We start from the raw sequence: 26,807 nt of genomic DNA on the forward strand, positions 1-26,807 counted from the left end.
AATATGGATTTTTTTAGATAAGATGCTTTGCCAGGTCATTTTTGTTGTGCCGCAAGTGCAGTTCCGGACCACAATTCCGGCCCTGTCGTGACGGCCCTGTTCCCCAGCCCGGAAGAGCATCCCCGACCATCCTGCGTCGGGTGGTGCGTATGCAAAATTCACGTCGCAAGGGGATGCCTGTGTTGAGTCAACGAAGTGAGCCGCGCTCCAATGGCCAGGGCGTGCGCCCAGCCGCCGCCTGCCTGTCGGCACTGCTGGAAAAAGTCGGTCTGGCCGGCCAGCCGCAGCCGCTGCGCTGCCTGCAAGTAGGGTGGGAAGATGAGGCGTTCTATCGCCTCATCAGCGCACGCTGGGCGCCTGCCTCGGTCTCAGCGGCCACAGCAGACACAGTGGCTTACACCGTGGGACTGTTCTCCAGCCTGCGCCTGTCGGCCGCGCGCAAGCAGACCCGCCTTCCGCTCGACTGGGCATTGCTCGACCAGCACTGGCAGGCAGGTTCATCGCAACGTGATCCATCCGGGTATGGGCTCATCGTGGTGCATCTGGATGCGCTGGGCGCACAGCCATGGCAGAGCGGCCTCGCCTTGCTGCTGGCGCAGCTGGCGCCGCAGGGCCGTCTGCTGCTCATCGGTGCGCAGCCGGACAGTCTCACTGGCCTTGAGCCGCTGGAGCAGGTGCAGACCGACGGCTGCCATGGCTGCATCTTCGGACCCTCCCTGCCGTCCTTTCCCCTGACCGATATCCAGCACGCCTATTGGCTGGGCCGGGGCGACAGCCTGTCCCTGGGAGGGGTGTCCTGCCATGTGTATTTCGAGTGGCGCATCGCGGGGCTGGACCTGCAACGCATGGAGCAGGCATGGAACCAGATCATCGCCCGGCACGGCATGATGCGCGCCGTGATCGACGCCGATGGGCGCCAGCGCATCCTGGCCGAGCTTCCCCATTACGCCATCGCCGTCGATGACTGGCGCGACCTAGCACCCAGCGTTCAGGCCGAAGCGCTGGCCGCCAAGCGCGCCAGGATGTGCGCGCAGGTGCTCGATGCCGAGCATGGGCCGCTGTTCGACCTGTCTGCCAGCCTGGAGCCCGGCGGGATCGTGCGCCTGCATCTGGATCTGGACCTGCTCATGTTTGATGTGCAGAGCTTCCATATCGTCCTGGCCGAGCTGGAGCAGCGCTACCACCACCCAGAGCGCAGTGTCGATCCCATCGGCCTGAACTTTCGCGACTACATGCTGGCCCAGCAGGAACCGCAGTACCAGTTGCAATACCAGCAGGATCGCCAGTGGTGGCTGCAACGCATCGAGACGATCGCGCCCGCCCCCGTGTTGCCGTTGGCCTGCGTACCGGCCGAACTGAGCCACCCCGAATTCATCCGGCTTCAGCACCGCCTGCCCGAGACCGCGTGGCAATCGCTGTCCGCGCTGGCTTCGGCACAAGGGATCACGCCCTCGGCAGTGCTGTTGACGGCCTTTGCCGAAGTGCTGGCCACCTGGGCAGCGGATCCCCGGTTCACGCTGAACCTGACGCACTTCAATCGCCGCCGCATCCACCCGGACGTGGACCAACTGGTGGGCGACTTCACCTCGGTATTGCTGCTCACGCTCGATTGCAGCGGCACGCTATCCTTCGTCGAACGTGCGCGCCAGGTCCAGGCCAGCCTGTGGCAATGCCTGGGTCATACCCGCTTCGGCGGCGTGGAAGTGCTGCGCGAACTGGGCCGCAGGAATGCGACTGATGCAGCGGCGGGAAGCCTCATGCCGGTGGTCTTCACCAGCTTGCTGGGCATTGACCTTGATGAGCTGGTGCGGGGCGCCGATACCTTGGGCGAGCCGGACTTCCTCTACACCTGCACGCCCCAGGTCTGGCTGGATCATCAGGTGATGGTGCGCAAAGGCAGCCTCGAATACAACTGGATCATCACCCGCCAGCTCTTCCCGGAAGGCATGGCGCAAGCCATGTTCGACAGTTACAGCCAGTTGCTGTATCGACTGGCGCAGCAGCCACAACAGTGGGAGCAGCCGGTCGGTCAGTTGCTGCCGGAGTCGCAGTTGCGTGTGCGCACCGAGGTCAACCAGACCGCGACCGCTTTCACCCTCGGTCCGCTGCATGCGGGCTTCTTTGCCCAGTGCCGCCGCCAGCCAGCGGCGGCCGCGCTGTTGGGCGCTCACTATCAGATCAGTTATGGACAACTTGGCGCCCTGGTGGAACAGGGCATGGACCGGCTCAGAGCGCACCACATCCAGCCCGGCCATCTGGTGGCATGCGCATTACCCAAAGGCCCGATGCAGGTCGCTGCGGCGCTGGCCATCCTGGCAGTGGGCGCGGTGCTGGTGCCGCTGCCCACAGGACAAGGGCGCGAGCGCACCCGGGCCATCGTAGAAAGGGCGGGTATCGACGCCATCCTGCTGGACCCCGCAGAACCGATCGAAGAACCCGGCTGCCCGCGCATTCTGATGACACCGCCTGCCCAATGGGAGGCCGTGCCGACCGCGCCCCTGAGCAGCCCGGTACACCAGAGCGCGCTGGATGACCTGGCCTACATCATCTATACCTCCGGCTCCACTGGTGAACCCAAAGGGGTGGCCATCACCCATCGCGCCGCGGCCAATACCCTGGCCGATATCGACCAGCGCATTGGACTATCGGCGGCTGACCGGGTCTTCGGCATTTCAGCGCTGCATTTCGATCTGGCCATCTACGATGTCTTTGCCACCCTCAGCCAGGGCGCGGCGCTGGTGCTGCCCGCGCCCGATGCACTGCGCGATGCCCCGCATTGGCTGGACCTGGTGCAGCGTCATCGGGTCACGGTATGGAATTCGGTGCCGGCCTTGTGCCGCATGCTGCTGGAACAGGCTGCACACGATGATGCCGGCATTCCCGCCAGCCTTACCCGCGTCATGCTCAGTGGCGACTGGATCGCACTGGATCTGCCGCAGGCGCTGCGCCAGCATGCCCCGCAGGCGCGCTTGCTGGCCCTGGGAGGGGCCACCGAAGCGGCGATCTGGTCCAACTGTTTCGAGGTCGTAGAGATTGCGCCTGAATGGAAATCCATCCCCTATGGATTCCCCCTGGCCAATCAGCAATACCACATCCTGGATGCGCAAGGACGCGACTGTCCCGACTGGGTCACGGGCCGCCTGTTCATCGCGGGTGCGGGGCTGGCCCGAGAATACTGGCATGCGCCCGACCAGACCTCGGCCAGCTTCAGCCAGCATCCCAGGCATGGCCGCCTCTACAACACCGGCGACTTGGCCAGGTACTGGCCGGATGGCTGCATCGAATTCCTCGGGCGGGTCAACAGCCAGGTCAAGCTCAACGGCTACCGCATCGAGCTGGGCGAGATCGAGGCCGCGCTCAACAGCTGCCCCGGCGTGAAGGCGTCGGTCGTCACGGTCTGGCGTACGCCCTCAGGAGCACAGCAACTGGCGGGTTTCGTGGTCCCTGAGCCCACCGCCACCACGGTGCCACTGTCGGGCCTGCCATCGCTGCTTGCGCCAGTCCTGCAGGAAGCCGCCAGCCAGTTGCCGGGCGACACCGACCGGGATGCGCTGGCACGCTTCCAGCAACAGAGCGAGGCACTGGCGCCCTTGTTGATCCTGCATAACCTGATCCAGCTGAAGCTGTGCGCCGGGCAGGGGGCAGTACTCTCGCTTGCAGCCCTGCTGGACAATCACGCTGTCCAGCAACGGTACGCGCCGGTGCTGGAGGCATGGATGCAGATACTTTGCGACGAGCAATGGCTGGTTCCGCTGGGCGGGCAGCAATGGCGGGTCGCCCGCAGTTTTCCATCCAGCGACGTGCTGCAAGCCGCTCTGAACGAAGCCAGGACGAGCTTGCAGGGCAGCCTTGGATGGCTGGATCATGGCCAGGCCTTCCTGGCCTGGCTGTTCCAGTCGGCGACGAGCTTGTGGCGCAGCCTCATCGGCCAGCTCATGTCCACCGAACTGATCTTCCCCGAAGGGGCGCGCGAAGGCGCGGAGGGGCTCTATGGCGACAACATCGTGGCCGCCTACCTGGGTGGCATCGTAGTGCGTTGCCTGCAACATCAGGTGCAGCACTGCGCTCGGCCTCTCGCACTCATGGAAGTCGGCGCCGGCGTCGGCGGATTGAGCATGTACGCCTTGCCGGCCTTGTCCCAAGCCAGCCCGCAGTCCCTCTACCACTACACCGACCTCAGCCAATTCTTCCTGCAGATCGGACGGGAAAAATTCGGCACGCATGCCGGTGCCCGCTTCGCTCTGTTCGACATCGACCGCACCGCTGAGCATCAGGGCATTGCGCCGGCCTCGCTGGATCTGATCCTGGCCTCCAATGTGCTGCACAACGCGCTGGACCTGGATGCCTCACTGTCCTACCTGGGCAGTCTGCTCAAGCCGGACGGCCTGCTGGTGCTGTGCGAGGCCACGCGGCAAAAAAGGCTGCAATGGGTTACCGTGGCTGCAGTGCTGGAAGCGGCGCAGGACGGTGCGGCACAGCATCGCCATAGCCGGCTGCGCGGTACTGACGAGTGGATCGAAGCATTGGGCGCAAGCGGATACGAGCCCATCGGTGCCTATCCCGCCGAGGAAAGCGAAATGGGCTTCGTCGGCCAGCAAGTGTTGGTGGCCCGGTGGAGCAGGGCTGTCGCGGCATGTGACGACAAGAGCATTCGCCAGCATCTGGCCGAGCGCCTGCCGGCCTACATGCTGCCCACGCATCTGCAGTCTCTCGATGCGCTGCCCTTGTCGGCCAATGGCAAGGTGGACCGCAGCCGGCTACCCGCTCCGGTGCCGGCCAGCCCATCGGCAGCGCAGCCTGAAACGCCGGTCCGCGCAGGCAGCGAAAGCACCCTGGCAGCGATATGGCAAGACATCCTGCAGCAGCCTGTGACCAGCCGCGACAGCGATTTCTTCCAGTTGGGCGGCGACAGCCTTCTAGTGACGCGCCTGGCGGCGGCGATCCGGGAACGCTTCCAGGTCAGCATCCCGATCCGCCAGCTCTTCGATACCTCCCGGCTTGAGCAACAGGCGCAGGCGCTGGCGCAACTGCAAGCCGACCGCCGGGGGGCAAGCTCCGCCATTGGGCTGGTCCCACTCAATACCGCCGCACCCGCTGCGCCCACGTTGCTGTGCCTGCCGGCCAGTGACGGCAAGGCCATGTCCTACCATGCTCTGGCAGGGCTGCTGCAAGGGCAGGTCCGCTGCCTGGGCGCCGAGTTGCCCGCAGTCTTGCCGCCTAGTATGGCAGGCAGTATCGAAGCGATGGCGCAGCATTATCACGGCCAGTTACCCGAAACAGAACGTAACTCCACTACCGCTTACCTGGGCTGGTCCATGGGCGCCTACACCGCCATTGAAATGGCCAGGCAGCATCTTGCGCTCACCGGCAGTCGCGCTGCGGCGCTATGGCTGATTGATCCGGTGGACCAGAGCGTCATGCAGTCCCTGGCGGCCAGTGAATACGGCCTGCTGCTTTCCTTTCTTCCGGAAGAGGGCGCAACGATGGACGTCGATGCGATCCAGTACGAGGCCCTCGCTCCTGCCGCCAAGTTGGCCTGCTGGCGTCAGATGCTAGCGAAGCAGCCCTTGGCAGATCAACTGGACGACACGGCCTTGCGCCGGTACATCGATGGTGTACGCGACAGCATCGCAGCCATGGTGCGGTACCAGTTGCCCGAGAGCTTTGATTTCGTAGAGGCGGTTTACCTGTGCAAGGCTGCCCAGCAGCGCCAGGTCTGGGCTGACATCACGACTGTCTGGCCCGCCAGCTTGTGCTCACGCGCCCGCTGCCTGAGCTTGCCGGGCGATCACTGGCAAAGCATACGGGCCGCTGAACTCGCGGCACTGATCAGGCAGTCGTTGGGCTAGCGCATGGAGGTCTTGCTTTCCGACGCCGGCACGCAGATGCGCAGTTTCATACCGACCATCACGCCGTTATCCCTGGAGACCGGCTCGCAGTTGCGGGTATTGACCTGCACGTTCGACCGCGAGGCCTATCACGACGGGCTTTATGCGGCCCTCGGTATGGCGCAGCCTGCGCAGATCATGGGTGCGGTGGTCAAACGCAAGGCCGAGTATCTGGCCGGACGCTACCTGTGCCGCCTGCTGTTGCAGGTAGAGGGACAAGAGGGGCAAGTGGCCATCGGGCCGCAACGCCAGCCGGTCTGGCCTGTGGGCTGGCAGGGATCGATCACGCACAGCGGCAACCGTGTTGTGGTTGCCCTCTGGCCGGACCGGACCGGCAGGCTCCTGGGGCTGGACCTGGAGCAGTGGATGCCAACTGCCACCGCAAGCACCGTTCAGTCCCGCATCATCCTGCCGGACGAGCTCGATGGCCTGGCCGCCCACTGGCCCAGTGAGCGCTTGCTGACGCTCGCATTTTCGGCCAAGGAATCCCTCTACAAGGCATTGTTTGCAAAAGTGGGCCATTTCTTTGATTTTCACTGCGCGCAGTTGTGCGCAGTGGATGACCTGAGCCATCGCTTCACCCTGCGATTGAATCAAGATCTGGGCGAAGACTTGCTGCAAGGCAAACAATTCACGGGCGGATTTTTTGCTGGCGCCCGGCAGTTGCTTACCTGGATCGCATGCTCTTAGAGCACAGCCGCTGCAGCGGTAGATGCGCACCTACCTATCGATGGTGAGTTAGAACGACATTGCTTGGACTGACCATAGCGGTGGGCCTTGCCCTGCTGTAATGGGATTTGTCTGGATATTGTCTGCTGGATCCTCCATGAACCCCTTGGTTAAAATGCTCACGCAAGTGTTAGGGGGGAGGGCAGTGAAACGCCTTTGCCCGTTTCGGGGATGAAAGATTAGTCCAACCCTTGGCTCGAAGACGCCGACATTGAAATCATAAAATCAATCGCTTGGAACAAGATCGGCGGACGTGGAGATTTGCGATACCGTCGACACAAGTTCGTCCGCGAGCGCTTTTTGGTGAGGTGCGCTGGAGCTAGTCTGAATGCTTAAATCTTTTGAAAGCGCAAACGCAAAAACATGTTTAAAGATTGTGCGGCAATCGGAACTGATATGAGTAAAGTCCAATCGGATCGATTTTCCGTTAATCATAAGTTCGAAGTTTGGTCGCTCTTGCGGATTGCTTATTGACCTCGTCACGTCATTGAATTCATCATAATAACGGAGAGTAGAAGGCAAACTCGGCAAGCAACTGCATAATTCAGAAAGCACGTTTCCACGGTCGTTGAGCCCTCCAAATTCGGGCAGCTGAAGTTGTTCCATCAACGTCCCTCCGGCAATGATCGTAGGAGAGCAACGCGCTCATCAAATGCGTCATTCCACACAGAAGCAAGCCGATCTTCGAACACCGCTCGTGCATAGCGCGATGGCATGGACGACGTTCTTGACCAACCGAAGAATGTGCGCAGCTTCTGCAGTGCTTCATCCATTGAGTCTCCTTGCCGAAGCAATTGATGAAGCCGCATTACAGCACTGGTATGACGCAAGTCGTGTGGTGTGACAGATTTTTTGCCTGATCGATCCATCAGCTCTTTCACGGCAGCGGCCGATAATTGAGCCGATGCATGTGCGAAAACTTTTGTTAGCGCCTCAGTCGATAAAGGCATATTTGACTGGGAATTCAGTAGAAAAGAATGCCTTGGACGCCCACGATAATTCTGCGTGTAGGTATCTATAATTTTTGCTGTCAATTCGCTAACTGGGATCTGGCGATGTGATGATGAAGTCTTGATGCTCGGCTTGGAATAGCGGGGATCCGTGCCGCTTTCCTCGTAAGGGTTTTCTTGAACATTGATCCAGTATCGATTTCGACCTTGCTTAGAGTCGTACATGACCTTGACACCGTCCACCGGCAGCAACAGAACCTCTCCGCGCCGAAGTCCCTGATGTAGCATCAGTATGAAAGATACATAAACCCTCCAACGAGTCCGAATTCGTGGAAAGGGATTTGTCAGAGATTGAGGATCTAGCATTTCATGAAGCGCCTGCACGGTGGTTGCAGGTAAAGACCGGATCGATTCGATAGGTTTGGCTTTACTGACGTGTAGCTGGCGATAAAGGATAGATAGACGCTGCAGCCGCTCTTCAATACTTCGCATCGTATTATCTGCATGACTTTTCGATACCCATGAGACCACAGAAGAAACAAAATCTAAGCCAGTTTGCCAACGTTTTTCGTCAGTACCGGTGGTCTTGGGACGATTGCGAATAGAAACGAACCATGACTCCAGAATGTTGCTCAGTGCGTGCTCGTCGAGGTTTCCCAAAGCATCATCAAGAGCAGACTGGCCGAGTAGTTGATCCGAATGGCAGTAGAGACTCTCAATGTGGCGGAGTTTCTTAAGATGAGTGGACTCGGCAAGCCCGGCCGCGGAAACCGTTGACCACACAGCTGCCCAATATCGAGGGAATCCGAATGAGTCAATTAAAACGGGCCCCCGAAGGTTGCGGGGCACATTTGTCTTTGAAAGCTGGATGAGCATCTTGCGTTCCTGTTAGCCGGCAACGCAGAAAAGTACCATTTGTGCTGCAAATTCTCAGTAGCTTATAAGAACAACGCAACACTTTTAAAACTACCATCCCTTCGCATAATTTGTATTATGTAAAACATCGTTTGCAAGTCGACTGTATCAAGCAACAATCTGCGTACGTCCATAGTACGAACTTTGTAAATGTTTAAGTACTAACTTTGTAAAACTGATGCTTCTGCCCCGACTTCCAACAACCGAGGCGTCAGTCAATTTGAGTGATCAAATTCAAGCCTCTGGCTTTCAAGCAATTGGGTGGTGAACGAAAAATCAGTCCTTCTCGAGCAGTCTTAGCTCTATATTCAGTCCTGACCTCACCGCTATGGTCCACAGCGTATCTAGGCTCATGCTTGTCAGATCGGTGTTAATGATCTGAGATACGAGTCGCTCTGGAATGTCGAGTTCGCGCGCAGCCTGGGTTGATGCCCAACCGTTCTTCCGAATACGTTTTATTATTGCCGCGGCTACTTCGATGCGTATTAGCATCACAGCAGCATCATCTGGAGCGAAACCCAAATCGGAAAACACGTTGCCGCTGCTGATGTGAATAGCGTCGATTTCGGTCATGCCATCAGTCTCCACTTAATTACTGTTCATGATCAGATTTTGGTTTGGCGTAGCCATGGCCAATATGAGCACTTAACGGCTCATCGCAGTGGTGAATGGTTTCACCAGTTTCAGGATCCACGATGTGCTCATAATATCGATCGGTATCTCGATTCATATCCCAAACCTTGTCGACGTACCTGCCTAGTTTCTGGGACATTTCCTGTCCTATACGGAGGTGTCGCCGTAGTTTTCTTTTGCTAGGCATCTTGTCGTTCTTGGATTTCACCTCGAATGATTCCCGTATTGGACCGATCGTATCGTGAAGGTGCAATTCGATGGTCTTAGCCGGACCTCCACAGGAGCCACAAACAACTCCTGGCTCACCGTTGTATTCGGGCGGAAACATTTCGCGGCACGCGGTACAGCGATAGGTCGTTTTATTTTCCATTTTCTACTCTATGAAGTAGAGCTGCCCCTGCCGCGTCTCGGCATCGTTCTGGCACAGCTACAGCTTCTTTCCCATTAAAAGCCTCAATATCAGAAATGGCAAATTTGCATTCTCCTACACCGCGTCACCTCTAGGGGCCATGCCGGGATAAAGCCGGAAATGACACACAATCCTGAAAGTGATTAAGGTTGCCCTCTTTATGCCGTGGGAGCATAAAGAAGGTGCTAAATTGGCTATTTAAAGGGTCGGCCGGGATTCCTGAAATTTTGGCCAAAAAGTCCCTAAGCCATTGATTGAAAAAGCTTTTTCAAGCTATTGGTGAGGCCTCGTATATTTTCTTTCTGAATCCCCGCGCTGAATCGGTCCCTCCCCCCATAGGGAGTCAGCCAATATAAGGACACATTGCCGAGGCCGAGCTCGGGCTGGCTATCGTGCGCGAGATGGTGCCCATTCACCGCGCCACGGCGATTTTAGATGCCCCGCCGCAGGCAGTGATCAGAACGGCGGCCAATCCCCCGTCACCGGTTGCCATAGTCTGGGCGCAAAATTATCCAGCAGGCACAGCCCCCTTGGGGCGCGTACGGTGCTCCACTTGGGATTTGGTTTCAGCGGTATTGATCGTCGAATTACGGTCCGTAGCGGGCGTAAATCTCTCTTCGCAATGAACCGTTTCCGCCTAAATGCGCGCGGCCCTATCATGCGGAAAATTTCTCGTTCTTCTCGGATGCGCTCACGTAGTGGATTCATGGAATTATAGAGTTCCGATTTGCATCATGCTGTTCCTTTGTCGGGCCTAACTTGCAGCATTAGCCCTTGTGCCTGTTCGCGTAGCCGACCAGCGTATGTGGTGATCTTGCGAAACAATTAGCCTGCACTCTTACGCCGCTTTTCCCAGGTCTCCAGTGCGAACAAGGTAATAGTGTGTGCAGCATGGATGGCGAGTCGAGCATGACGGGGCTCAATACGATAGGACGTAACGCCAGCACCATGCGCTGAACTGGCGTGGGTACGCAATGCTGCGATGCCCTCAACCGTGGCCAGCATACCAGTTAGAATAGTCTGCAGGTCGGTATCGGCAATGGCCGATGGATCGAATCCTAAATGCTTGCGAACCACAGTCCAAAGTGGTTTCAGATCTTGCTTGGCCGGCAGTTCCAACGAGTTTTCTGCGATAAATACCTTGCAAAAAGACTCCAATATATTGCTCGCAGCCGAAACCGCTTCACGCGGTTCCGATTGAACGTTCTCCAGCGCCCTAGAAAACTCTTCGTCAATGGCTCGATAGTCGAAAGACTTTAGCAAGGTTTCGAGCGTGCGAGATGCGGCTGCGCTCATCTGCGCGGCTACGACTTTTCCACCAGTTACATAACGTAGTTTGCATTGCGCCAGGATCGCTTCAATTTTCTTTGCATCCGAACCATCATTCCAGGTTCCAATTGGCTGCTCCATATAGTTCTCGATCAGCCGCCCGAGCACTGCTAACGGATCGACGGAGTGGTCCTTGTTTGTACGACGGAGCCATTCAAGGGCTTTTACGTGCTTACTTCCATCGGGCGGCTCTCCTGGCGCGTCGGCGTATGCGAAAAGACTGTCGAGAGATGCATGTGTCTCTCTGGCCGTACAGGTATCTGCTACTACCGAAATTACTGGTGACGGAATAAGCTGCCTCATTTGGATTCATCCTTTCCATTTTGTTCTTATCTCATAGCTTCCGCTAATCTGTTCTGACGGGCGATATGACAAGCCTGCGTCTGCAATTTAACCAGATCGAGCCCCTTCCCTGCTAGCTGCCTGCAATCGATGCACGAATACTTTCCCCGATTGCTTCTACCTCTTCTCTTACTGGCCATTTCTAGCCGATGTAGCGGCATTCGGGGGTACTTGATCTTCGCGTGTGGATGCAACGATCTTCGCAAAGAAGCTAGTAATATTCTCAAGCTCAGGAAACTGTTTTTCCGAGCTTCTTCCCCACCAATCCCCGCAGTCCCGGTAGAGCATATACAAATAAGAGTGGTACTTTTCGTAGAAATCAGTTAGATCAATTTCCTTGATGCGCTGATACGTAACGTGGCCATTCACCTTGTTCCTCATTTGGCGAAACTTCTCTGAGAAGTCATCGGGGACAGGTGATAGATCTTTATAGGTTTCGATGGAATTTTCCCATATCGGTGCGTAGCCCTTTTCGATCGCTTCTATACGATTTCTTAAGGTTTTCTTTATCGTTCCCTGGACCAATAGATCGAGAAATTTGTGTTTCTCCATTCCATTTGGTGGACGGATCTCCGTAACATTCAAATCTCGCGCATGGAGAGCTAAAACAAATTCGTAGAGATGAAAAATGAAGGCGGCATAAGCGTTATAAGCCCGGTACGCCTGATGCTTCTCGTGGCCAGCAAGTATTAGGCTGCTTGCAATTGAAGCAAATAGTTCAAATGCATCGTGACAGCGATGGTACTCATGCACAATCGCTAAGCAGTGCTGGCGGTCTGTCTCTTCATCATCTAAATGCATAGGCACAATCCTCAGAGGGCCAGCCGAGATAGGGAAAATTTTCGGATATGAGTAGCAAAGTAACTAGTATCCGATTTTATATTGGCTATTTGAGACCATCTCAAAAATTGTGAAGTTAGCCTTAGTGTGAGCCGATAAAATCGCTGCCGAAGGCAAGTTCGTCCGGTTTTCGGACGTATTCTCTGTGCTCATTTGGCCTATTTTTACATTACCGGGGTAACGCTCTATTGATCACCTGTTGTAGCACGCTGCGCGAGTATCTTCTCAATCCACGCCACCTTGTCCCGCTCTACCTGGTTGGCCTTGAGTTCTGCGGTAGCCAACTGACTGGCCAGCATTTCAATTTGTTTGCCTGCAGCCGCAGCGCTGGCCTTGGCCTCGATGACTGCCTGTTGCGCCATGTCCAATCGTCGCTCTGCGTCGACTCGTGCCACAGTCAGTTCCTGGAGTTGAGCGGCTTGCTGGTTTCGCTCCGAGCGAACCTGGTGCAATTCAGCGTGTGCTTCCGTCAGTGCATCGCGAAGCCGTTCTAGTTCGCTCACCTGGTGCGCTAACGTGGCCTCCTGTTGGCCAAGCGTCACTTGCTGGGCATCTTGGCGCCGCTGGCCGGCGATATTTTCCTGCTCAAGGCGCGAAAGACGTTGCTCGAAAGCCTGCCGCTCCTCGGCGCGCTGGCGCACCGCCGCCTCCTGGAAGTGCTCGAACTGGGTGCGAGTCTGCGCCAATTGCTGGTTCAAGGCATGAGCCTCGGCGGCACGATCAGTCAGCCGCTGCTGAAGGCCGGCATTCTCAGTCCGGGCGGCCGTGAGCGCAAGCGCATTGGCCTGCAGATCCTGCTGGCATCTCGCCAAGGTTTGTTGGATCTGAGTGTGGTCTCGGACCAAGGTAGTGTGGACTTGGCGGAGTTGGGCTTCGGCGGCCAGGGCTGCGTCTCTCTGATTGCGCACGGCCGCCTGGGCCTGCTCGTGTGCCTCGTTGGCCGCCTCCAACTGCCTGGTGACATCATCCTGAAGCCGCTGGTAGACGCCCTTGACGGCCACCACCAGATCGACTGGCAAGCCTGTGTCGCCGCCGGCAACCACTTCCTGATGTTCGGTCTTCCAGCGCTTGAGCATCGGGGCGATCGTGCTCTTGCTTCCCGTATCTCCGAGTGCTTCGCGAACCGTGTCGATGGTGGGGGCTTTGCCAGCGGCGGCCAGCTGTGAGGCTGCTTTGGCGACTTGTGAGTAGAGGATGCCTGCGCGGGCCATGGGAGCTCCATTGAATAAGATATCATATTACGTTATACGTAATAATACGTTTAAATACAATTCAAAATCCGTGAGATAATCTGCTTTATAACTCTCTATAAGGTTGTTTATCGTATGTTATAGTGCTCCATTCTTCGGTTTGACGCCGTGTTTCGGTACATGAGCCCAAAATGAGCGACAAATTGCCTTCCCCTGAAATTACGCCCGTCATAGGCGGTACGTTGGGTGCCGGCACACTTTTACCTGCAGAGGTGGAAGCGGCCCACAGTAATTTTCTCGCTGCGGCTACGTCTGAAAATACCCGGCGCACGTACCGTTCGGCTATTCGACATTTCATGGCCTGGGGTGGCGTCCTGCCGGCTGACGAGAATGCAGTCATCCGCTACCTGCTGGCCCATGCCAGCAGCCTCAATGTGCGCACTCTGGCCTTGCGCCTGACGGCCTTGTCGCAATGGCATCTCTATCAAGGCTTTGCTGATCCTACCGGCACCCCGACGGTCCGCAAGACCCTGAAAGGTATTGGGCGCACCCACGGACGCCCTAAAAAGCAGGCCAAGGCCCTCCCGATTGAGGATCTTGAAAAGATCATCGTGAAGTTGGACTCCGCGGATACCCTTAAGGCTAAGCGGGACAGCGCGGTGCTGCAGCTGGGCTTCTTTGGCGGCTTTCGGCGAAGTGAGCTCGCAGGATTGCAAGTTTCTGATCTTGCATGGGAGCCGGATGGCTTGATCGTGACGCTGCAGCGCTCCAAGACAGACCAGCAAGGCCAGGGGATCGTCAAGGCTATTCCCTACGGTGCCGGCCCGTGTTGCCCAGCGACAGCTCTGAGAGGTTGGCTGGAGAGCTCAGGAATTGGCGACGGAGCGGTATTTCGCTCCATTAACAAATGGGCGATGCTAGGCGAGCACGCCATCCACCCTGCCAGCATCAATACGATCCTGGCTGATTGCGCAAGTATGGCGGGACTGGACTATGTGCCGGATCTTTCCAGTCACAGCCTGCGCCGTGGCATGGCGACCAGCGCTTACCGCGCCGGCGCAGACTTTCGGGACATCAAGCGCCAAGGCGGCTGGCGCCATGACGGAACGGTACAAGGCTACATCGAGGAGGCTAGCCGTTTCGAGGAAAACGCCGCCGGTCATCTGCTAAAGGGGCGTACCAGGTAATACAGCCACGACACCGGACGCCACCATGGTCCAAACTAAGCGGATACCAAAACACAGCACCAAGTGGACCTCCCAAGTGATTTTTTGTAGATCACTTGGTCTGAAACGGTATTTGGGTAGCTATCAAGAATGACTGCCCTGAGAGCCATGTGACCGATTTTTCTGTGCAGGCAAGTCTCGCACCAAGCTTCATACGGATTCCGCAGGATTGGGATTGTCTATCACACAAGCTATTTTGAGAGCCCGTCAGAGGAGCGTGTCCGCGCGGTTCGCTCGCGGAAAGACGCGATTCACGTTGAGCTTTCCGACGTTTTTCGTACCTTGATCCAGATTCCCAGCAAGGCTAATAAGGAAAAAGTGGCACCAGCCAAGAAGGTTGCGGATGGGCCGACATAATCCCACAACAGGCCCGCGACCACACTCGCCAGCAACATGGCAATGCCACTCACAAGGTTGAAGAAACCGTAGGCCGTTCCACGTAGATCAGCCGGTGCGGTGACGGCAACCATCGTCGCTAGCAGCCCTTGTGTCATACCCATGTGGACACCCCACAATGCCACACCAACTCCAAGTCCGAGCCAATGGTCGCCAACCGCCAAGGTCAGATCGGACATGATCAGTGCAACCAGCCCAAACGCTAACATGGTCGAATGACTCATGCGATCAGAGAGTTTTCCAAATGGATAAGCGGATGCAGCGTACACGATATTCATGGCAACCATGACCAAGGGAATCAGCGCCATTGGAACGCCGCTTATCTGGGCTTTGAGAACAAGAAATGCCTCGCTGAATCTGGCTAGAACAAATACGGCACCGATAGTCACCACCCACCAATAGGTGGGACCAAGTCGCTTCAGGTTGTCGCGACGAATAGGATTAGTTCGTTTTTCGATACTTCGTCCTCTCGGCTCTTTGATACCAAGGATCAGCAAGATCACCGCGAAGAAACCGGGTATTACGGCAACCCAGAATACAGCTCGAAAATCATTGTCCCACATCAGCATCAGTCCAACTGCCAAGAGCGGACCGAGAAACGCACCGACAGTGTCAAGGGTCTGGCGCAGCCCGAATGCGGCCCCACGAATTTCAGGAGGCGTAATGTCGACGACCAGAGCATCGCGCGGGGCACCGCGAAGCCCCTTTCCAACACGATCAAGGAGGCGAGCAGTGAGCACAATCCCCGTTGTCGGCGCAATTGCAAAAAGAGGCTTTGTTAAAGCGCCTAACGTGTAGCCAAAGAGCGCTAGACCTTTGCGCTTTCCAAAATAGTCGCTCAGTGCGCCAGAAAAAATTTTGATGATTAGAGCGGTGGATTCAGCCAAGCCCTCGATAACCCCAACAGCAAAGGCACTTGTTCCCAGTGTGCTGATCATGAATAGCGGCAACAGGCTATGGATCATTTCGGACGAGATATCCATCAGCATGCTGACACCTCCCAAGACCCATACGCTCGCTGGAATCTTGCCAAGTGTTGAATTGCTATCGCTCATATTGTCCCTAAAAAAAGACTTAAGCCTCCATGCCGCACCGAATATTCCTGCGGCTCTCAATCAATTCAAAGCGTGCAACGCAAGCACGACTTCAGGTCAGTCCGATCCATCCGTGATACAGCACATACAGCCCAACAGCCACGATGACTGCGCTTGAGAAGTACGGAGCATTGCGGGCGAACTTTCCAAAGCCTGACCAGCGCTTCCCCACATGGCGCACACTTATTGCTGCGACCACTCCGGAAGCCACCATCGTCAACGCTAACCCAATGCTGAAGCACAGCACGAGACCGGCACCAAGCGAAATTTTCTTGAGCTGCAGACACAGTAGGAGCACTGTGATGGCCGCAGGGCACGGAATCAAACCACCCGTCAATCCGAATATCACGATCTGGCCAGTAGTAATGTCACGGTTCGCGAACCTGCGCTTGATGTCGTTGGCATGTGCTCGTTCGTGCGCATTCTGATAATCACCATCCGACACATCCAGACCATCCTCTTGATGGTCATGATGATGGTGGTGCTCCTCATACTGCACATCGTAAATATGGAAGTGGCCACCGTGGGACAGGAATACCTGGGCCTTGAATTCATGAGGTTCAGGAATTTCGTCGGCAGATTCAAGAAACTCACCTTTATCAACAAATTTAAAGGTCTGCTCGACACCATCAGGGCGAATCGTTCGGATTTCGACGCCGGAGGCTGGCCAGCGATGCGACCCGGGCCGATTTGACAACCTGAAGCGGGGAGGCACGCCTTCTTCAAAAATCTCAACGCGCAGCGTCCCATGGCCGGTATTGATCAATTTGGTTTCATCATGTTCATGATGATTCCCATGTGCCTCCTGCCGGGACTGTTGCCACGTACGGAAGGCCATCCACGCGGCCACGCTAATGATCAAGATGCCGGAGGCGACCTGGAAATACGGCTCTGATGATTCCGCGCTCCATTGGCTGCCAAAGTACATGCCGGCCAGTGCCACGAGCCACACCACTGCAGTATGTGACAGCGTTGCGGACGCACCCAGCAGCACTGCTTGCGAAACCGTCCCGCGGATGGCCACGATGAATGCCGCCATCATGGTTTTTGAGTGTCCAGGCTCCAGTCCATGTAGAGCACCCAGCAGGATTGCGCTCGGGATGAAGAGCCAGATATTGCCAGCACCTTGCTGGAGCAGACTTGCGATGTCGACCATGATCTTGCCTTAGAGGTACTTGGTGATTTCCTTGAATTCGCGCACAGCGTTGGCGGAATCCTTGCCGTCGCCCTGCATCGCATGGTCCAAGCAGTGGTCGATGTGATCGTGAATCAATACGCGCTTGGCGTTGGCGATAGCGCTCTCGACTGCCTGAAGCTGCTGCGCGACATCAAGACAACCTCGGTTGGTTTCCATCATGTCAATGATGCTCCGTAGATGGCCTTCGGCGCGCTTTAAGCGCTTGATGATGTCGGGGTGAGAGCTATGTGTGCTCATAATGGTAATATCCTATCCAGGGGGATAGGATATTACCATGCGTATGACCGCTGAGCCCTCGTACTTAGATAACCTTGATACACAATGCGGTTATGGCATTTCGTAGCAGTGTTGCCCCTGTACCGGCCATTCAAATTTCAAATGGCCGGTTTGCTACTTTAAGCGTGCGTATCGATCATCGTGCCCAGGGTTCCCGACATCGGCTTGGCCTTTTCGACTTCACCCGGGCGGCTATTGTCATGATCCCCGTCACTATCGACTTTGCTGGCGTTCTGGCGCGGATTGGCCGCCACAACATTGTTGTAAAAGCTGTTGGAGAGACTGCTGATCGCTGAAGTCATGGATGGCTCCTTTAGTTGATGGATGTTGCCAGATAATAATTCTGGCAGCATGAGCCTATTGACCAAGACTTAGCCAGACCTTAGGCCGCCTCGATATCTGCTATCTAGCTTCGGCGGCAATGTTTTACTGCTTAATGTGGACTCAGTCTCGGCTAAGTTTTCCGGGATACATTTCCACATCTCTCAATCTTCATGCTCATTTTACAAAGAACGATGCGCCGTGATTGATGCAAGCCATCATCAGGTTGACCATCCGCCATCGTTCACTGCCAGACCTCCATCATGGAAAACATCAATAAAATTCTCTTCTTGTGGTTGAACGCCGCTGCCCATCCCCCTCAGTTTGCCGTTGACCTGGCCACGGTCATTGCAACACTCCAGATCTGGATCATTCCGCTTACGATTGCCCTGATTTGGCTGCGCGGTGATGCGTGTCAGCGCAGAGCCATGCTTGCCGCGACCGCAGCCGGTCTGATTTCATTGATGACAAATCAATTGATAGGCATGATCTGGTGGCATCCTCGGCCGTTCATGATCGGATTGGGACACACACTAATCCCACACGCCGCCGACTCTTCTTTTCCCAGCGATCATCTGTCTCTGTGGTGGGCGGTAGCCTTCACTTTCCTACTCAACCCTTCGCTGAGATTCTCCGGGATTGTTCTCGGCTTGCTGGGCATACCGCTGGCATGGGCACGTATCTATCTCGGCGTGCACTTCCCGTTCGACATGGCAGGTGCCGCCATCGTGGCGATGCTTAGTACCACCCTCATTCACCATCTTCCTCATGGGTTTCTTGGTTCCATCTACAACGTCGCGATCCGTATTCATTGCCGCGTCTTCTCTAGACTCATCGTGAAAGGGTGGATTCGTGGCACCACCTAAGTGAGAGCTAAGTCCAAGCACTCAGACTACTCAACATCCGATTTTCATGAGGAGAGCAACATGGACAGTCAACAAGTCAAGCTCCACGAGTACTGGATGAACAAGGTTCCCGAAATCGGCTTGTCGTTCTGGATCATCAAGATCATGTCCACTACGGTAGGCGAAACCGGGGCAGATTTTCTGGCATTCAATGTTGGATGGGGCCAGGCAATCACCAGTGCGATCATGGCAACCTTCCTTGCAACCGTTCTTTTTGCACAGTTGAAGACTCGCCGTCATATCCCTTGGCTCTATTGGATGAGCGTGATACTGGTCAGCATCGTCGGCACCCAGATTACCGATCTCATGACCGATAGCCTGGGTATTAGCTTGTATGTCAGCACCGGTATCTTCTCGCTGTTGCTCGCCCTGATCTTCTTAGTGTGGTATCGCGTCGAGCACAGCCTTTCCATTCACCATATCGTGTCGCGACGCAGAGAGCTTTTCTATTGGGCCGCCATCCTGTGTACATTCGCTCTGGGCACCGCCGCCGGTGACCTGGCAACGGAAGCATTGGGCCTGGGATTTGCCTGGGGTGCGGTGACCTTCGGCACGCTGATCGCAATCACTTACCTCGCCTGGCGTCGGGGTGGCAATGCGGTTTCCAGCTTCTGGATTGGCTACATCTTGACAAGACCTTTCGGCGCTGCGCTGGGCGATCTGCTGACTCAAAACAAGGCAGACGGCGGCTTGGGAATGGGAACGATGTGGACCAGTGCCTTGTTCTTCGCGGTCATCATCATGTTGGTAGCCGCCGCCCAGGTCGGTACAAGCAGGCAGAGATCAGCCTGAGCGGCTGTGGGCGATCAAACTTTGGCTCTCCGAACCGCTGCATCTGAAATCAATTTCGAAAGAAGGTCGATGAAAACATATTCTGAAAATGTATTGGCAAAAGTGCCGGAAGTGACACTTGGATTCTGGCTCATCAAGATCGCCGCCACCACGCTTGGCGAAACTGGAGGTGATGCGGCCTCCATGTCGATGAACCTCGGCTATCTGACCAGTACGGGCATCTTCGCTGCGCTCTTCGTGATTGCCGTGGCGCACCAAATCAAGTCCAAAGCTTTCCATCCCTTGATCTATTGGACCACGATTATCGCCACCACCACTGTCGGTACAACGCTGGCTGATTTCGCTGATCGTTCCCTGGGGATCGGTTACGCCGGTGGCACTACCTTGTTATCTGCGCTTTTACTTGCGTCACTATTACTTTGGAAGCGCACGCTCGGCTCTGTTTCAGTGAACACAGTAAGCAGCCCGCGAGCAGAAATGTTCTACTGGATCACGATCATGTTTTCGCAGACATTGGGTACGGCACTCGGGGACTGGACAGCGGATAGTGCGGGAATGGGGTATACAGGCGCGGCTGCGATTTTCGGTGGACTGCTCGCTTTGTTGGTGTTGGCCTACTACGGAACAAAAATCTCTCGCACCCTGTTATTCTGGGCGGCATTCATCCTGACGCGACCATTGGGCGCCGTGGTGGGCGACTTTCTCGATAAACCTTTGAGTGCGGGAGGCCTGGCTCTGAGCCGCTACGGTGCATCCATCGCGTTGCTAGCGTTCATGCTGTGCGCCATGCTGCTGTTCCGGCAGAGAGCGGCAACGGCATCACATTGACACCATTTCAATGGAGGCGACATGCGAGTACTGCTGGTCGAAGATGACGCGATGATTGGTGAGGCGATTCAGGCCGCCTTGAAGGATGCATCGTACGCGGTAGACTGGATCAAGGACGGACAAATCGCCATCACGACCATCACCAGCCAACACTACGATATCGCTCTTCTGGATTTGGGCTTACCTGGCAAGGACGGGTTAGATGTTTTGAGGAGCATACGCGCAAAAGACATACCAATTCCTTTGCTCATCATCACGGCGCGTGATGGCCTTGATGATCGCTTGCAAGGCCTGGATGGCGGCGCAGATGACTACGTCCTCAAGCCGTTTCAGATGGCCGAGCTGCTGGCCCGCATGCGCGCGGTCTTGCGGCGCAAGGGTGGAATCGCTTCTCCTTTACTCACCAATGGACTTCTATCGCTCGACCCGGCTAGCAAGGAGGCAAGTCTGCGAGATGGAGGCTCTATACAGTTGTCCAACCGTGAGTTCGCTCTGCTCCAGGCATTATTGATGCGTCCGGGAGCAATTCTGTCGCGCAGCGAATTGGAAGACAGAATTTATGGGTGGAACGAGGAAGTCGAAAGCAATGCGGTCGAGTATTTAATCCATTCCTTGCGCAGGAAGCTTGGCAGCGACATCATCAAAAACGTCAGGGGGGTAGGATGGATGGTCTCAAAAGCCGGCTGAACGAATCGGTTCAGTTGAAGCTCTCCGTCATACTTTGCCTGGCGATTTTAATAGTAGCCATAGTAGCGGGGGTATTTTCATTCGTTTCCGCGCTAGATGAATCGCACGAATTACAGGACGATATGCTTCGTCAAATCGCTCACCTGATGGAGCGTCAGCGACTTTCGCCTGTTTCTCCTGTACCGGAGGTCAGTTACGCTTCTTCGAACGAAGAGTCTCGCGTCATTGTTCAACATCTTGGCTATTCCGCCAGTAAAGCGGAAATAGATGCTGAAGAAGCACTTCCTCTTCCGTCCACGTTGACGGATGGCCTGCACGACATTGATGCTGCCGGAGAAAATTATCGAGTGCTAGTTCAGACGATGCCTAGCGGAGATCGCATCGCTGTCGCCCAAGAATCCGATTTTCGCAACGAAATTGCCAGAGACGGTGCGCTGAGAACCATCATGCCTTTCTTGCTTCTGGTGCCCGTCCTGTTGTTGATCGTCGCCGATCTGATCCGAAAGATGTTCCGTCCCATTGCGGCATTATCCAAGGAAGTGGACCAACGCCAGGATGAGCAATTGCATCCGGTAGAAGCAAGTCATTTCCCCGTCGAGGTAAGACCGTTTGCAGTAGCGATCAATCGATTGCTAGGTCGGGTAGATCAATCCATGGCCTCGCAGCGGCGATTCGTCGCGGACGCCGCGCATGAACTGCGCTCTCCCATGACGGCCATCTCTCTGCAGGCGGAAAGGTTGGAAGAGGCTGACATGTCCGAACAGGCAAGGCAACGCTTGCGCGCATTACGGGAAGGAATCGACAGAGGCCGCAACCTCCTCAATCAACTGCTAGCGTTTGCAAAAGCCCAATCATCCGTTTCCGCCGTGGCTACGCCTATCTCCGTCCAGTTCATTTATCGCCGCGTGTTGGAGGACCTGATGCCATTGGCCGAGTCCAAGCAAATCGATATCGGCGTGGATGGTCAGCGGGATGCCCACCTGTTGGTTGGTGAGCTCGATCTGTTTTCGCTCCTCAGAAATCTTGTTGATAACGCCGTTCGCTACACCCCGAATGGGGGCAAGGTGGATCTGGCAATCGAAGTTGACGATAAAAACGTGGCCTTGATTGTCGAAGATAATGGGCCAGGTATCCCGGTGGCCGAACGAGCGCGCATCTTCGAGGCATTCCACCGGTTGCTGGGCAGCGGTCAGATCGGTTCTGGGTTAGGTTTGTCGATCGTGAAGGCCATCGCAGACAGGTTGGGGGCAAGCATCACGCTTGGCTTTCGTGACGAATCTAGTCAATCCGGCCTGCGCGTGACGGTCAATATTCCGAGTCAATTAGTGAGCCAGATAGAAGTCGAAGTCAGTGAAATCTAAGGAGCTATTATGTCGAACAGTATTCAAGAACAATACTCGCCCGTTGCCAAGTTTTTCCATTGGATCACGGTGCTGCTCATCATCGCCCAATGCACCATCGGCTGGACCATGCCAGATGTGGATGATCTGCAATCGCCCGAAGGATTGGTCAGTCTCCACATCTCGGTAGGATTGCTGATTCTCCTGGTCATGCTGGCCAGACTGGTTTGGCGCCTGATCAGTCCGGCGCCGAAACCGCTCCATACGCGTGTGACCCTCACCGTAATTGCAGCCAAGTTCGTGCACGGCGGACTCTACCTTCTTCTCGCCATCTCACCCATCCTGGGTTGGATGAATGCTGCAGAGCGTGGCTGGAACCTGTCCTTCTTCGGCTTGATGCAGCTGCCCGCAATTTTCCCTGCAAATTCCGATCTGCTGGCCACGATCGGGGATTGGCATATTGCGTCGGTCTGGGCACTATTAGCGCTGATCGGCTTACATGTATGCGCTGCTCTCTACCATCAAATTATTCTGAAAGATGGAACCCTTACTCGAATGCTTCCCTCAAGCAATCGATAGTCTACAGCCTGCTCATTGAATGCTTTTTTTTGCTTCAATGAGCAATTCATGCAAAGTCGCTTCATATGATTGCAGGGTATCTACCCTGTGCCCTTAAGATGATTTTTCACTTAGTTAGCTTAGATGAAGTTTTCGACGCATCACTTTGGGTATTCACCCTATCAGGCATCGCTGGCAGCTTCATAGGAGGCTATTTCCTGTATAAGTGCTGGGATGGACGATGTCCGTTATTGGAAGCTATCCAATCGCCTTATGGATCAGCGCTCAACAATGTGAAGATCGAACGGCCGTCTCAGGGCTACGATGAATTAGAAGGAACTTCACGGAAAGCATAACAATTTGCTCTGGCATCATTGAGGGCGTGATGCTCAGGCAGCTTATGTTCCTGATGAAACTCATAACGCAATAGCTCATTGATGCGATCAGCAACGAGGCGGCGCCTGCACCATGGAGGCACGCGGCCATCCAGGGCGTCATAAAAGAGGTCCCAGTCAGTCTGGTAGTCGTAGCAAATGAAGACCTCTTGATCTTTCGGCCTTACCAGCCTGAGCCAGTTGGTCACCTGGACATAGAGATCGTCCTTGGTCATTTCGGCGTGCGGTGCGTATCCCAATAGAGGAAGGACGGCCGCTTTGACGAACTCGCTGCATTCGCGGACTTCATAGGGAAGCTCGCCTTCGAAAAACTCAGTCAAGTAAACGTCGCATCATGGCCAGTAGCGAACGGACCGCATATCCCAGATTTTCTCGAACACTCCCCCGCCTCAAAGACCCTCAGACGGAGTGACACCTTGTGCTCTATGGACAGCCATTTTCAACAATGCCAACGCGGTCCTAGATGAAATATCTGACGTCTCAAGATTGAGTTCTATTGTCCGAGCGAAAAACTTCCCATCTTTTGGAAAAATTACATAATGGAGTTGTGGGAGATTGCCTTTGATGAGCAATTTCTTTTTTTTGAACCAACATGGCTGTACGGGAAACCTTGGTAAGGTTCCTCTGGCAGTTGACCACCCCTTCTCCCCTTTGAAGACTAGACATCTCTTGGGCAATGAATTGATCAATTGCTTAAGCTTGCATTTAGCTTGATTGGAGAAAGTATCTCGACGCTCACTTTTACTTACTTGGCGTCGCTCTCTTGGCGCCACCTGAGGATAACCAAGAGCCTCTATGCGTAAAACGTATTGATCGTTTTTTAAGCCAGCGGACCAATGAGAAATACTGTCTTCGATTTTTGGACGATCGCGCACGAATTCAATTATATTATTCTCTTGTGACGCCGCTTGCTCAACGCATCTCTTCCAAGAGACCCATAGATAGTCTGCTTCGGCCCTATCGCGGATCCATCTTAAGCCCTCCACATCTCTAAAATTATCAAGAAAATTTGGAATAAAATTGGGCATAGAAAAAGGTGAGGCTGGTTGAGGGTCAGGCCTTTTATTTGATGAACTATGAAATCCGTTCAATTTTCTAAAATTCGTTTCGCCACCATATAAGCAGAAGAATAAATAGGCTCTAATGAGCTGATTATTCCTTGCTTGCTCCGGTATGTGGTACTGAAGGAAAAAGCTCTCAAGGTCTGTTTTCCATCGATGGACCGGTGGCACAACGTGACGTCTTAGATAACGACAAATCGCGGAATACGTACTTCTAGTACTTACCCAAGGTGAATCCCCCAACATCTTACGGCGATACCATCGATAGCGTTTTTTTTGGGCTAGATTCCGCACTATCGTGTCGACAAATTCCGTGGAGGATCGCTTCAAGGACGTGTGGTGAACCGTGACTACACGATTTTCTGAGGACGACCAGCTATCAAACACAGAGGGAACTTCAGTCCGAAATACTTTTGACCAATATTGGATTGCCCTGTCGGTTTCGGCTTTTTGGTCGATCGCGCCTTTCAAATAAATATGGGTACCACAACGTGTCAGCCATTTTGTATAGTCACGAAAGACTTGTACTTCTTCATTTGAGATCGTTGGGGAGCGCGATGCTTGTAGGCTGAGTAGCTCCTGTCTTCTGCAGGTGCAAAAACCTGCTCCCCCAATGATGGATCGATCTATTCCGTCAAGAAATGGCTTTCCGCACTTGCAGGCATCTTCCAGGGACTCGTCGTGTATTGGACATCGCCGTAAGGCTTCTAGCGACATCAGCACAGTGTGATAACCGGCATTCAGACATTTTGGGCAAAACCGAAGACTGGGAAGAAAGAGCGAATCCTTCAGCGGCAACCCTCCCAGGTGGGAAAACCTCAAGTCGTTGATGGAGATCCGACAGAGTCTAGCTACACGGTTCAGATTGATTTGAAGTTTTCCTGGAACTTGAGCCCACGGTCTTTGGGCAAGCTTTTTTTCGCCAATGGGGATGCAAAAATCAGCTTGAAATTCATCTAACGTCGGACCGTTGAGAACTACAAAACGGTGCAGGGTAAGCCATACCGACTGAAAATCCTTACTGGCCCAGTCGCCCCAGGCCACCCTGTAAAAGGTGGATTTTGTTTTCTCCTGATAGGCCGATCTTATTCTCATACCCGCCCCCTGTCAGGTTTCTTACGCAGGAAGGCCGCGGTAACAAGTTGGAGATGGCGGTCAAGAGCTGTTTTCGCGATGATTTCTGCAAGTGACTTTTCGGAGCATAATTCGTCCCAATTTTCACCAGCTGCATTGGCCTTCAGAATAGCTTCCACAGTACGAGCAAAATGCTGCATCGGAATCTCAATACTGGCCTGCATTTCGATGTACTCCTTGGGAAAGAATTTGACAAATGTCTCCCATAAAATTTGAGATAAGGAGGTAAGTTGGCCGGGCCGCATCCCAAATGCTTCGGTAAACGACGTGCGACTGTTTGCTGGCCATTCAGAATCATTCTCATAGCCAATCAGCACATATTTCACCTGTTCGATACTGGAAATGCCATGGAATTGCGCTGAGCGAACAAAAAAACGTGCTGACACATGCGCATTTCCTGTGAGCGCTTGGATTGAATGAACATAATCCAGTTGATGAGACCCGATTTGAATTACGGTTAACATCACTCCAGCATTTTCGATCTCATTTTGAAGCCCAGTGAGCCAGATTAGCTCCTTATCTGTCATTGTTTGAGCTTCGTCAATCAGTAGTATTGCCGTGTTGGACCCACCACCTTTGGCGAGGGCAAGAAAACAGTTAATTGCCATTTGCTCCTTCTTGCGAGGTGTCTGCCGGGAACCCCAATACTTCTGACCAGCCGCTCGCAAAACGTCCGAAAAAAAAGCGCCTGCGCTGTTATGAGCCATAGTGCGGTTGATAATAACAAGGGGAATCTTTTTCCCGAATCTCTCGCTGAGAATCTCGCTAAGGAAATACTGAACTGCCCTGGATTTTCCATAGCGAGACGGCCCCCAGATATAGCCACCTGTAGCTTGCTCTTCAATCCAGTCCCCGATTACTTCTGCAAGTTGGTCAATCGCCGGCGTGAAAATGGCATATTGCTTGGAGAGGATGGGATGTTGGGGAGGCACCTTCATGACCATTTCATGCCTCTATTTAACAACCGTTCTGCGTCGGGCGGGCAATTGGCTTGGGGAGGTCGACGCAAAATCTGCCGTTGCATTTGTCGTAGCTGACCCAGTTTTATCGAATGAGCGAGATTTTTTTCCGGGATTGGATGAGCGAGAGTCCGCGATAAGTGCATCGATTTTCTCGCTGATTAGCTGATTCCGATCCACTACGTCTTGATGGGAACGGACTAAAGCCTCTCGTGCTTCAAGGTAAGCAGGATGAATAGGTAGTTTCCCTTTGGGGCGAGACTCAGCGAAATCAAGAAATTCCAATACTGGATCGACGTTTTGAGCCAAATGCATGACTTTAAAGTGGACCCATCCGTCAAGACAGCGTTTGCCAGAATTTAAGCTGCATCCATGACTTCACTTGCAGCAGAACAGCGCTGCCCTGATCCTG

At 54.7% G+C, this 26,807-nt stretch carries 23 protein-coding genes; 9 read left to right on the forward strand and 14 right to left on the reverse strand.

The features are described 5' to 3' along the window. Window positions 1-182: 182 nt before the first annotated feature. Window positions 183-5,849, forward strand: coding sequence for a non-ribosomal peptide synthetase (locus CEJ45_RS07405; RefSeq protein WP_158214905.1), 5,667 nt, complete (start codon window positions 183-185; stop codon window positions 5,847-5,849). 12 nt (window positions 5,850-5,861) lie between these two features. Beyond that, complete coding sequence (locus tag CEJ45_RS07410; RefSeq protein ID WP_158214906.1) at window positions 5,862-6,578, forward strand: 4'-phosphopantetheinyl transferase family protein; 717 nt, start codon at window positions 5,862-5,864, stop codon at window positions 6,576-6,578. Window positions 6,579-6,842: 264 nt separating this feature from the next. Here the strand turns inward: CEJ45_RS07410 and CEJ45_RS24485 are convergent, their stop codons facing one another. The 7 genes from CEJ45_RS24485 to CEJ45_RS07435 all read right to left on the reverse strand — a co-directional run bounded on the left by CEJ45_RS24485 (window position 6,843) and on the right by CEJ45_RS07435 (window position 13,246). Beyond that, a complete protein-coding gene (locus CEJ45_RS24485; protein ID WP_141106964.1) occupies window positions 6,843-7,223 on the reverse strand; it encodes a hypothetical protein in 381 nt (126 codons plus the stop codon). Beyond that, window positions 7,223-8,443 carry a site-specific integrase gene (locus CEJ45_RS07415; RefSeq protein WP_088754520.1) on the reverse strand — a complete coding sequence of 407 codons (1,221 nt, stop codon included), beginning with the start codon at window positions 8,441-8,443 and terminating at the stop codon, window positions 7,223-7,225. The genes CEJ45_RS24485 and CEJ45_RS07415 overlap by 1 nt, the downstream gene beginning before the upstream one ends. A 315-nt stretch (window positions 8,444-8,758) precedes the next feature. Beyond that, on the reverse strand, window positions 8,759-9,055 hold the full coding sequence (locus CEJ45_RS07420; RefSeq protein ID WP_088754521.1) for a helix-turn-helix domain-containing protein: 297 nt from the start codon (window positions 9,053-9,055) through the stop codon (window positions 8,759-8,761). A gap of 19 nt (window positions 9,056-9,074) precedes the next feature. Continuing rightward, window positions 9,075-9,212 (reverse strand): hypothetical protein, encoded by a 138-nt coding sequence (locus tag CEJ45_RS24805; protein WP_158214907.1) that lies wholly within the window; start codon window positions 9,210-9,212, stop codon window positions 9,075-9,077. A 1,137-nt stretch (window positions 9,213-10,349) separates the two neighbouring features. Further along, a complete protein-coding gene (locus CEJ45_RS07425) occupies window positions 10,350-11,156 on the reverse strand; it encodes an abortive infection family protein (RefSeq protein ID WP_088754522.1) in 807 nt (268 codons plus the stop codon). A 168-nt stretch (window positions 11,157-11,324) separates the two neighbouring features. Then, window positions 11,325-11,996 carry a hypothetical protein gene (locus CEJ45_RS07430; RefSeq protein ID WP_044530235.1) on the reverse strand — a complete coding sequence of 224 codons (672 nt, stop codon included), beginning with the start codon at window positions 11,994-11,996 and terminating at the stop codon, window positions 11,325-11,327. Between the two features lie 224 nt (window positions 11,997-12,220). Then, the gene (locus CEJ45_RS07435; RefSeq protein WP_044530234.1) at window positions 12,221-13,246 is read right to left on the reverse strand and encodes a DNA-binding protein; all 1,026 of its coding nucleotides are present in this window, start codon (window positions 13,244-13,246) and stop codon (window positions 12,221-12,223) included. Window positions 13,247-13,416: 170 nt separating this feature from the next. Here CEJ45_RS07435 and CEJ45_RS07440 point away from each other — a divergent pair, with 170 nt between their 5' ends. After that, window positions 13,417-14,412: a site-specific integrase gene (locus CEJ45_RS07440; protein ID WP_088754523.1), complete on the forward strand. Its 996-nt coding sequence runs from the start codon at window positions 13,417-13,419 to the stop codon at window positions 14,410-14,412. A gap of 290 nt (window positions 14,413-14,702) precedes the next feature. Here CEJ45_RS07440 and CEJ45_RS07445 read toward each other — a convergent pair whose 3' ends face one another. From CEJ45_RS07445 to CEJ45_RS07460, 4 genes are all read right to left on the reverse strand, one after another. Continuing rightward, window positions 14,703-15,902, reverse strand: coding sequence for an MFS transporter (locus CEJ45_RS07445; protein WP_088754524.1), 1,200 nt, complete (start codon window positions 15,900-15,902; stop codon window positions 14,703-14,705). A 91-nt stretch (window positions 15,903-15,993) separates the two neighbouring features. Continuing rightward, the gene (locus CEJ45_RS07450) at window positions 15,994-17,097 is read right to left on the reverse strand and encodes a nickel/cobalt efflux transporter (protein WP_088754525.1); all 1,104 of its coding nucleotides are present in this window, start codon (window positions 17,095-17,097) and stop codon (window positions 15,994-15,996) included. 9 nt (window positions 17,098-17,106) lie between these two features. Further along, on the reverse strand, window positions 17,107-17,376 hold the full coding sequence (locus tag CEJ45_RS07455) for a metal-sensing transcriptional repressor (RefSeq protein WP_088754526.1): 270 nt from the start codon (window positions 17,374-17,376) through the stop codon (window positions 17,107-17,109). A 158-nt stretch (window positions 17,377-17,534) separates the two neighbouring features. Beyond that, window positions 17,535-17,717: a hypothetical protein gene (locus tag CEJ45_RS07460; RefSeq protein WP_088754527.1), complete on the reverse strand. Its 183-nt coding sequence runs from the start codon at window positions 17,715-17,717 to the stop codon at window positions 17,535-17,537. A 282-nt stretch (window positions 17,718-17,999) separates the two neighbouring features. Between CEJ45_RS07460 and CEJ45_RS07465 the strand changes: the two genes are divergently transcribed. The 6 genes from CEJ45_RS07465 to CEJ45_RS07490 all read left to right on the forward strand — a co-directional run bounded on the left by CEJ45_RS07465 (window position 18,000) and on the right by CEJ45_RS07490 (window position 22,867). Next, entirely contained in the window at window positions 18,000-18,602 is a 603-nt protein-coding gene (locus CEJ45_RS07465) for a phosphatase PAP2 family protein (protein ID WP_088754528.1), read from the forward strand. A 60-nt stretch (window positions 18,603-18,662) separates the two neighbouring features. Next, on the forward strand, window positions 18,663-19,433 hold the full coding sequence (locus tag CEJ45_RS07470) for a COG4705 family protein (protein WP_088754529.1): 771 nt from the start codon (window positions 18,663-18,665) through the stop codon (window positions 19,431-19,433). A gap of 69 nt (window positions 19,434-19,502) precedes the next feature. Beyond that, on the forward strand, window positions 19,503-20,261 hold the full coding sequence (locus CEJ45_RS07475) for a COG4705 family protein (RefSeq protein ID WP_088754530.1): 759 nt from the start codon (window positions 19,503-19,505) through the stop codon (window positions 20,259-20,261). 21 nt (window positions 20,262-20,282) lie between these two features. Next, window positions 20,283-20,948 carry a response regulator gene (locus CEJ45_RS07480; RefSeq protein ID WP_088754531.1) on the forward strand — a complete coding sequence of 222 codons (666 nt, stop codon included), beginning with the start codon at window positions 20,283-20,285 and terminating at the stop codon, window positions 20,946-20,948. Continuing rightward, the gene (locus CEJ45_RS07485) at window positions 20,924-22,309 is read left to right on the forward strand and encodes an ATP-binding protein (RefSeq protein ID WP_088754532.1); all 1,386 of its coding nucleotides are present in this window, start codon (window positions 20,924-20,926) and stop codon (window positions 22,307-22,309) included. The genes CEJ45_RS07480 and CEJ45_RS07485 overlap by 25 nt, the downstream gene beginning before the upstream one ends. A gap of 9 nt (window positions 22,310-22,318) precedes the next feature. Beyond that, the gene (locus CEJ45_RS07490; protein ID WP_050010691.1) at window positions 22,319-22,867 is read left to right on the forward strand and encodes a cytochrome b; all 549 of its coding nucleotides are present in this window, start codon (window positions 22,319-22,321) and stop codon (window positions 22,865-22,867) included. Between the two features lie 298 nt (window positions 22,868-23,165). On the opposite strand, the gene CEJ45_RS07495 is transcribed toward CEJ45_RS07490, so the two are convergent. From CEJ45_RS07495 to CEJ45_RS07500, 3 genes are all read right to left on the reverse strand, one after another. Beyond that, window positions 23,166-23,561, reverse strand: a complete 396-nt coding sequence (locus CEJ45_RS07495; RefSeq protein WP_241517299.1) for a hypothetical protein — start codon at window positions 23,559-23,561, stop codon at window positions 23,166-23,168. A gap of 69 nt (window positions 23,562-23,630) precedes the next feature. Next, a complete protein-coding gene (locus CEJ45_RS24500; RefSeq protein WP_141106966.1) occupies window positions 23,631-25,397 on the reverse strand; it encodes a hypothetical protein in 1,767 nt (588 codons plus the stop codon). After that, window positions 25,394-26,374 carry an ATP-binding protein gene (locus tag CEJ45_RS07500; RefSeq protein ID WP_050010668.1) on the reverse strand — a complete coding sequence of 327 codons (981 nt, stop codon included), beginning with the start codon at window positions 26,372-26,374 and terminating at the stop codon, window positions 25,394-25,396. Before CEJ45_RS07500 ends, CEJ45_RS24500 begins: the two co-directional genes overlap by 4 nt. Window positions 26,375-26,807: the final 433 nt, after the last annotated feature.

The organism is Herbaspirillum aquaticum, assembly GCF_002213425.1.
Classification (GTDB): domain Bacteria; phylum Pseudomonadota; class Gammaproteobacteria; order Burkholderiales; family Burkholderiaceae_D; genus Herbaspirillum; species Herbaspirillum aquaticum.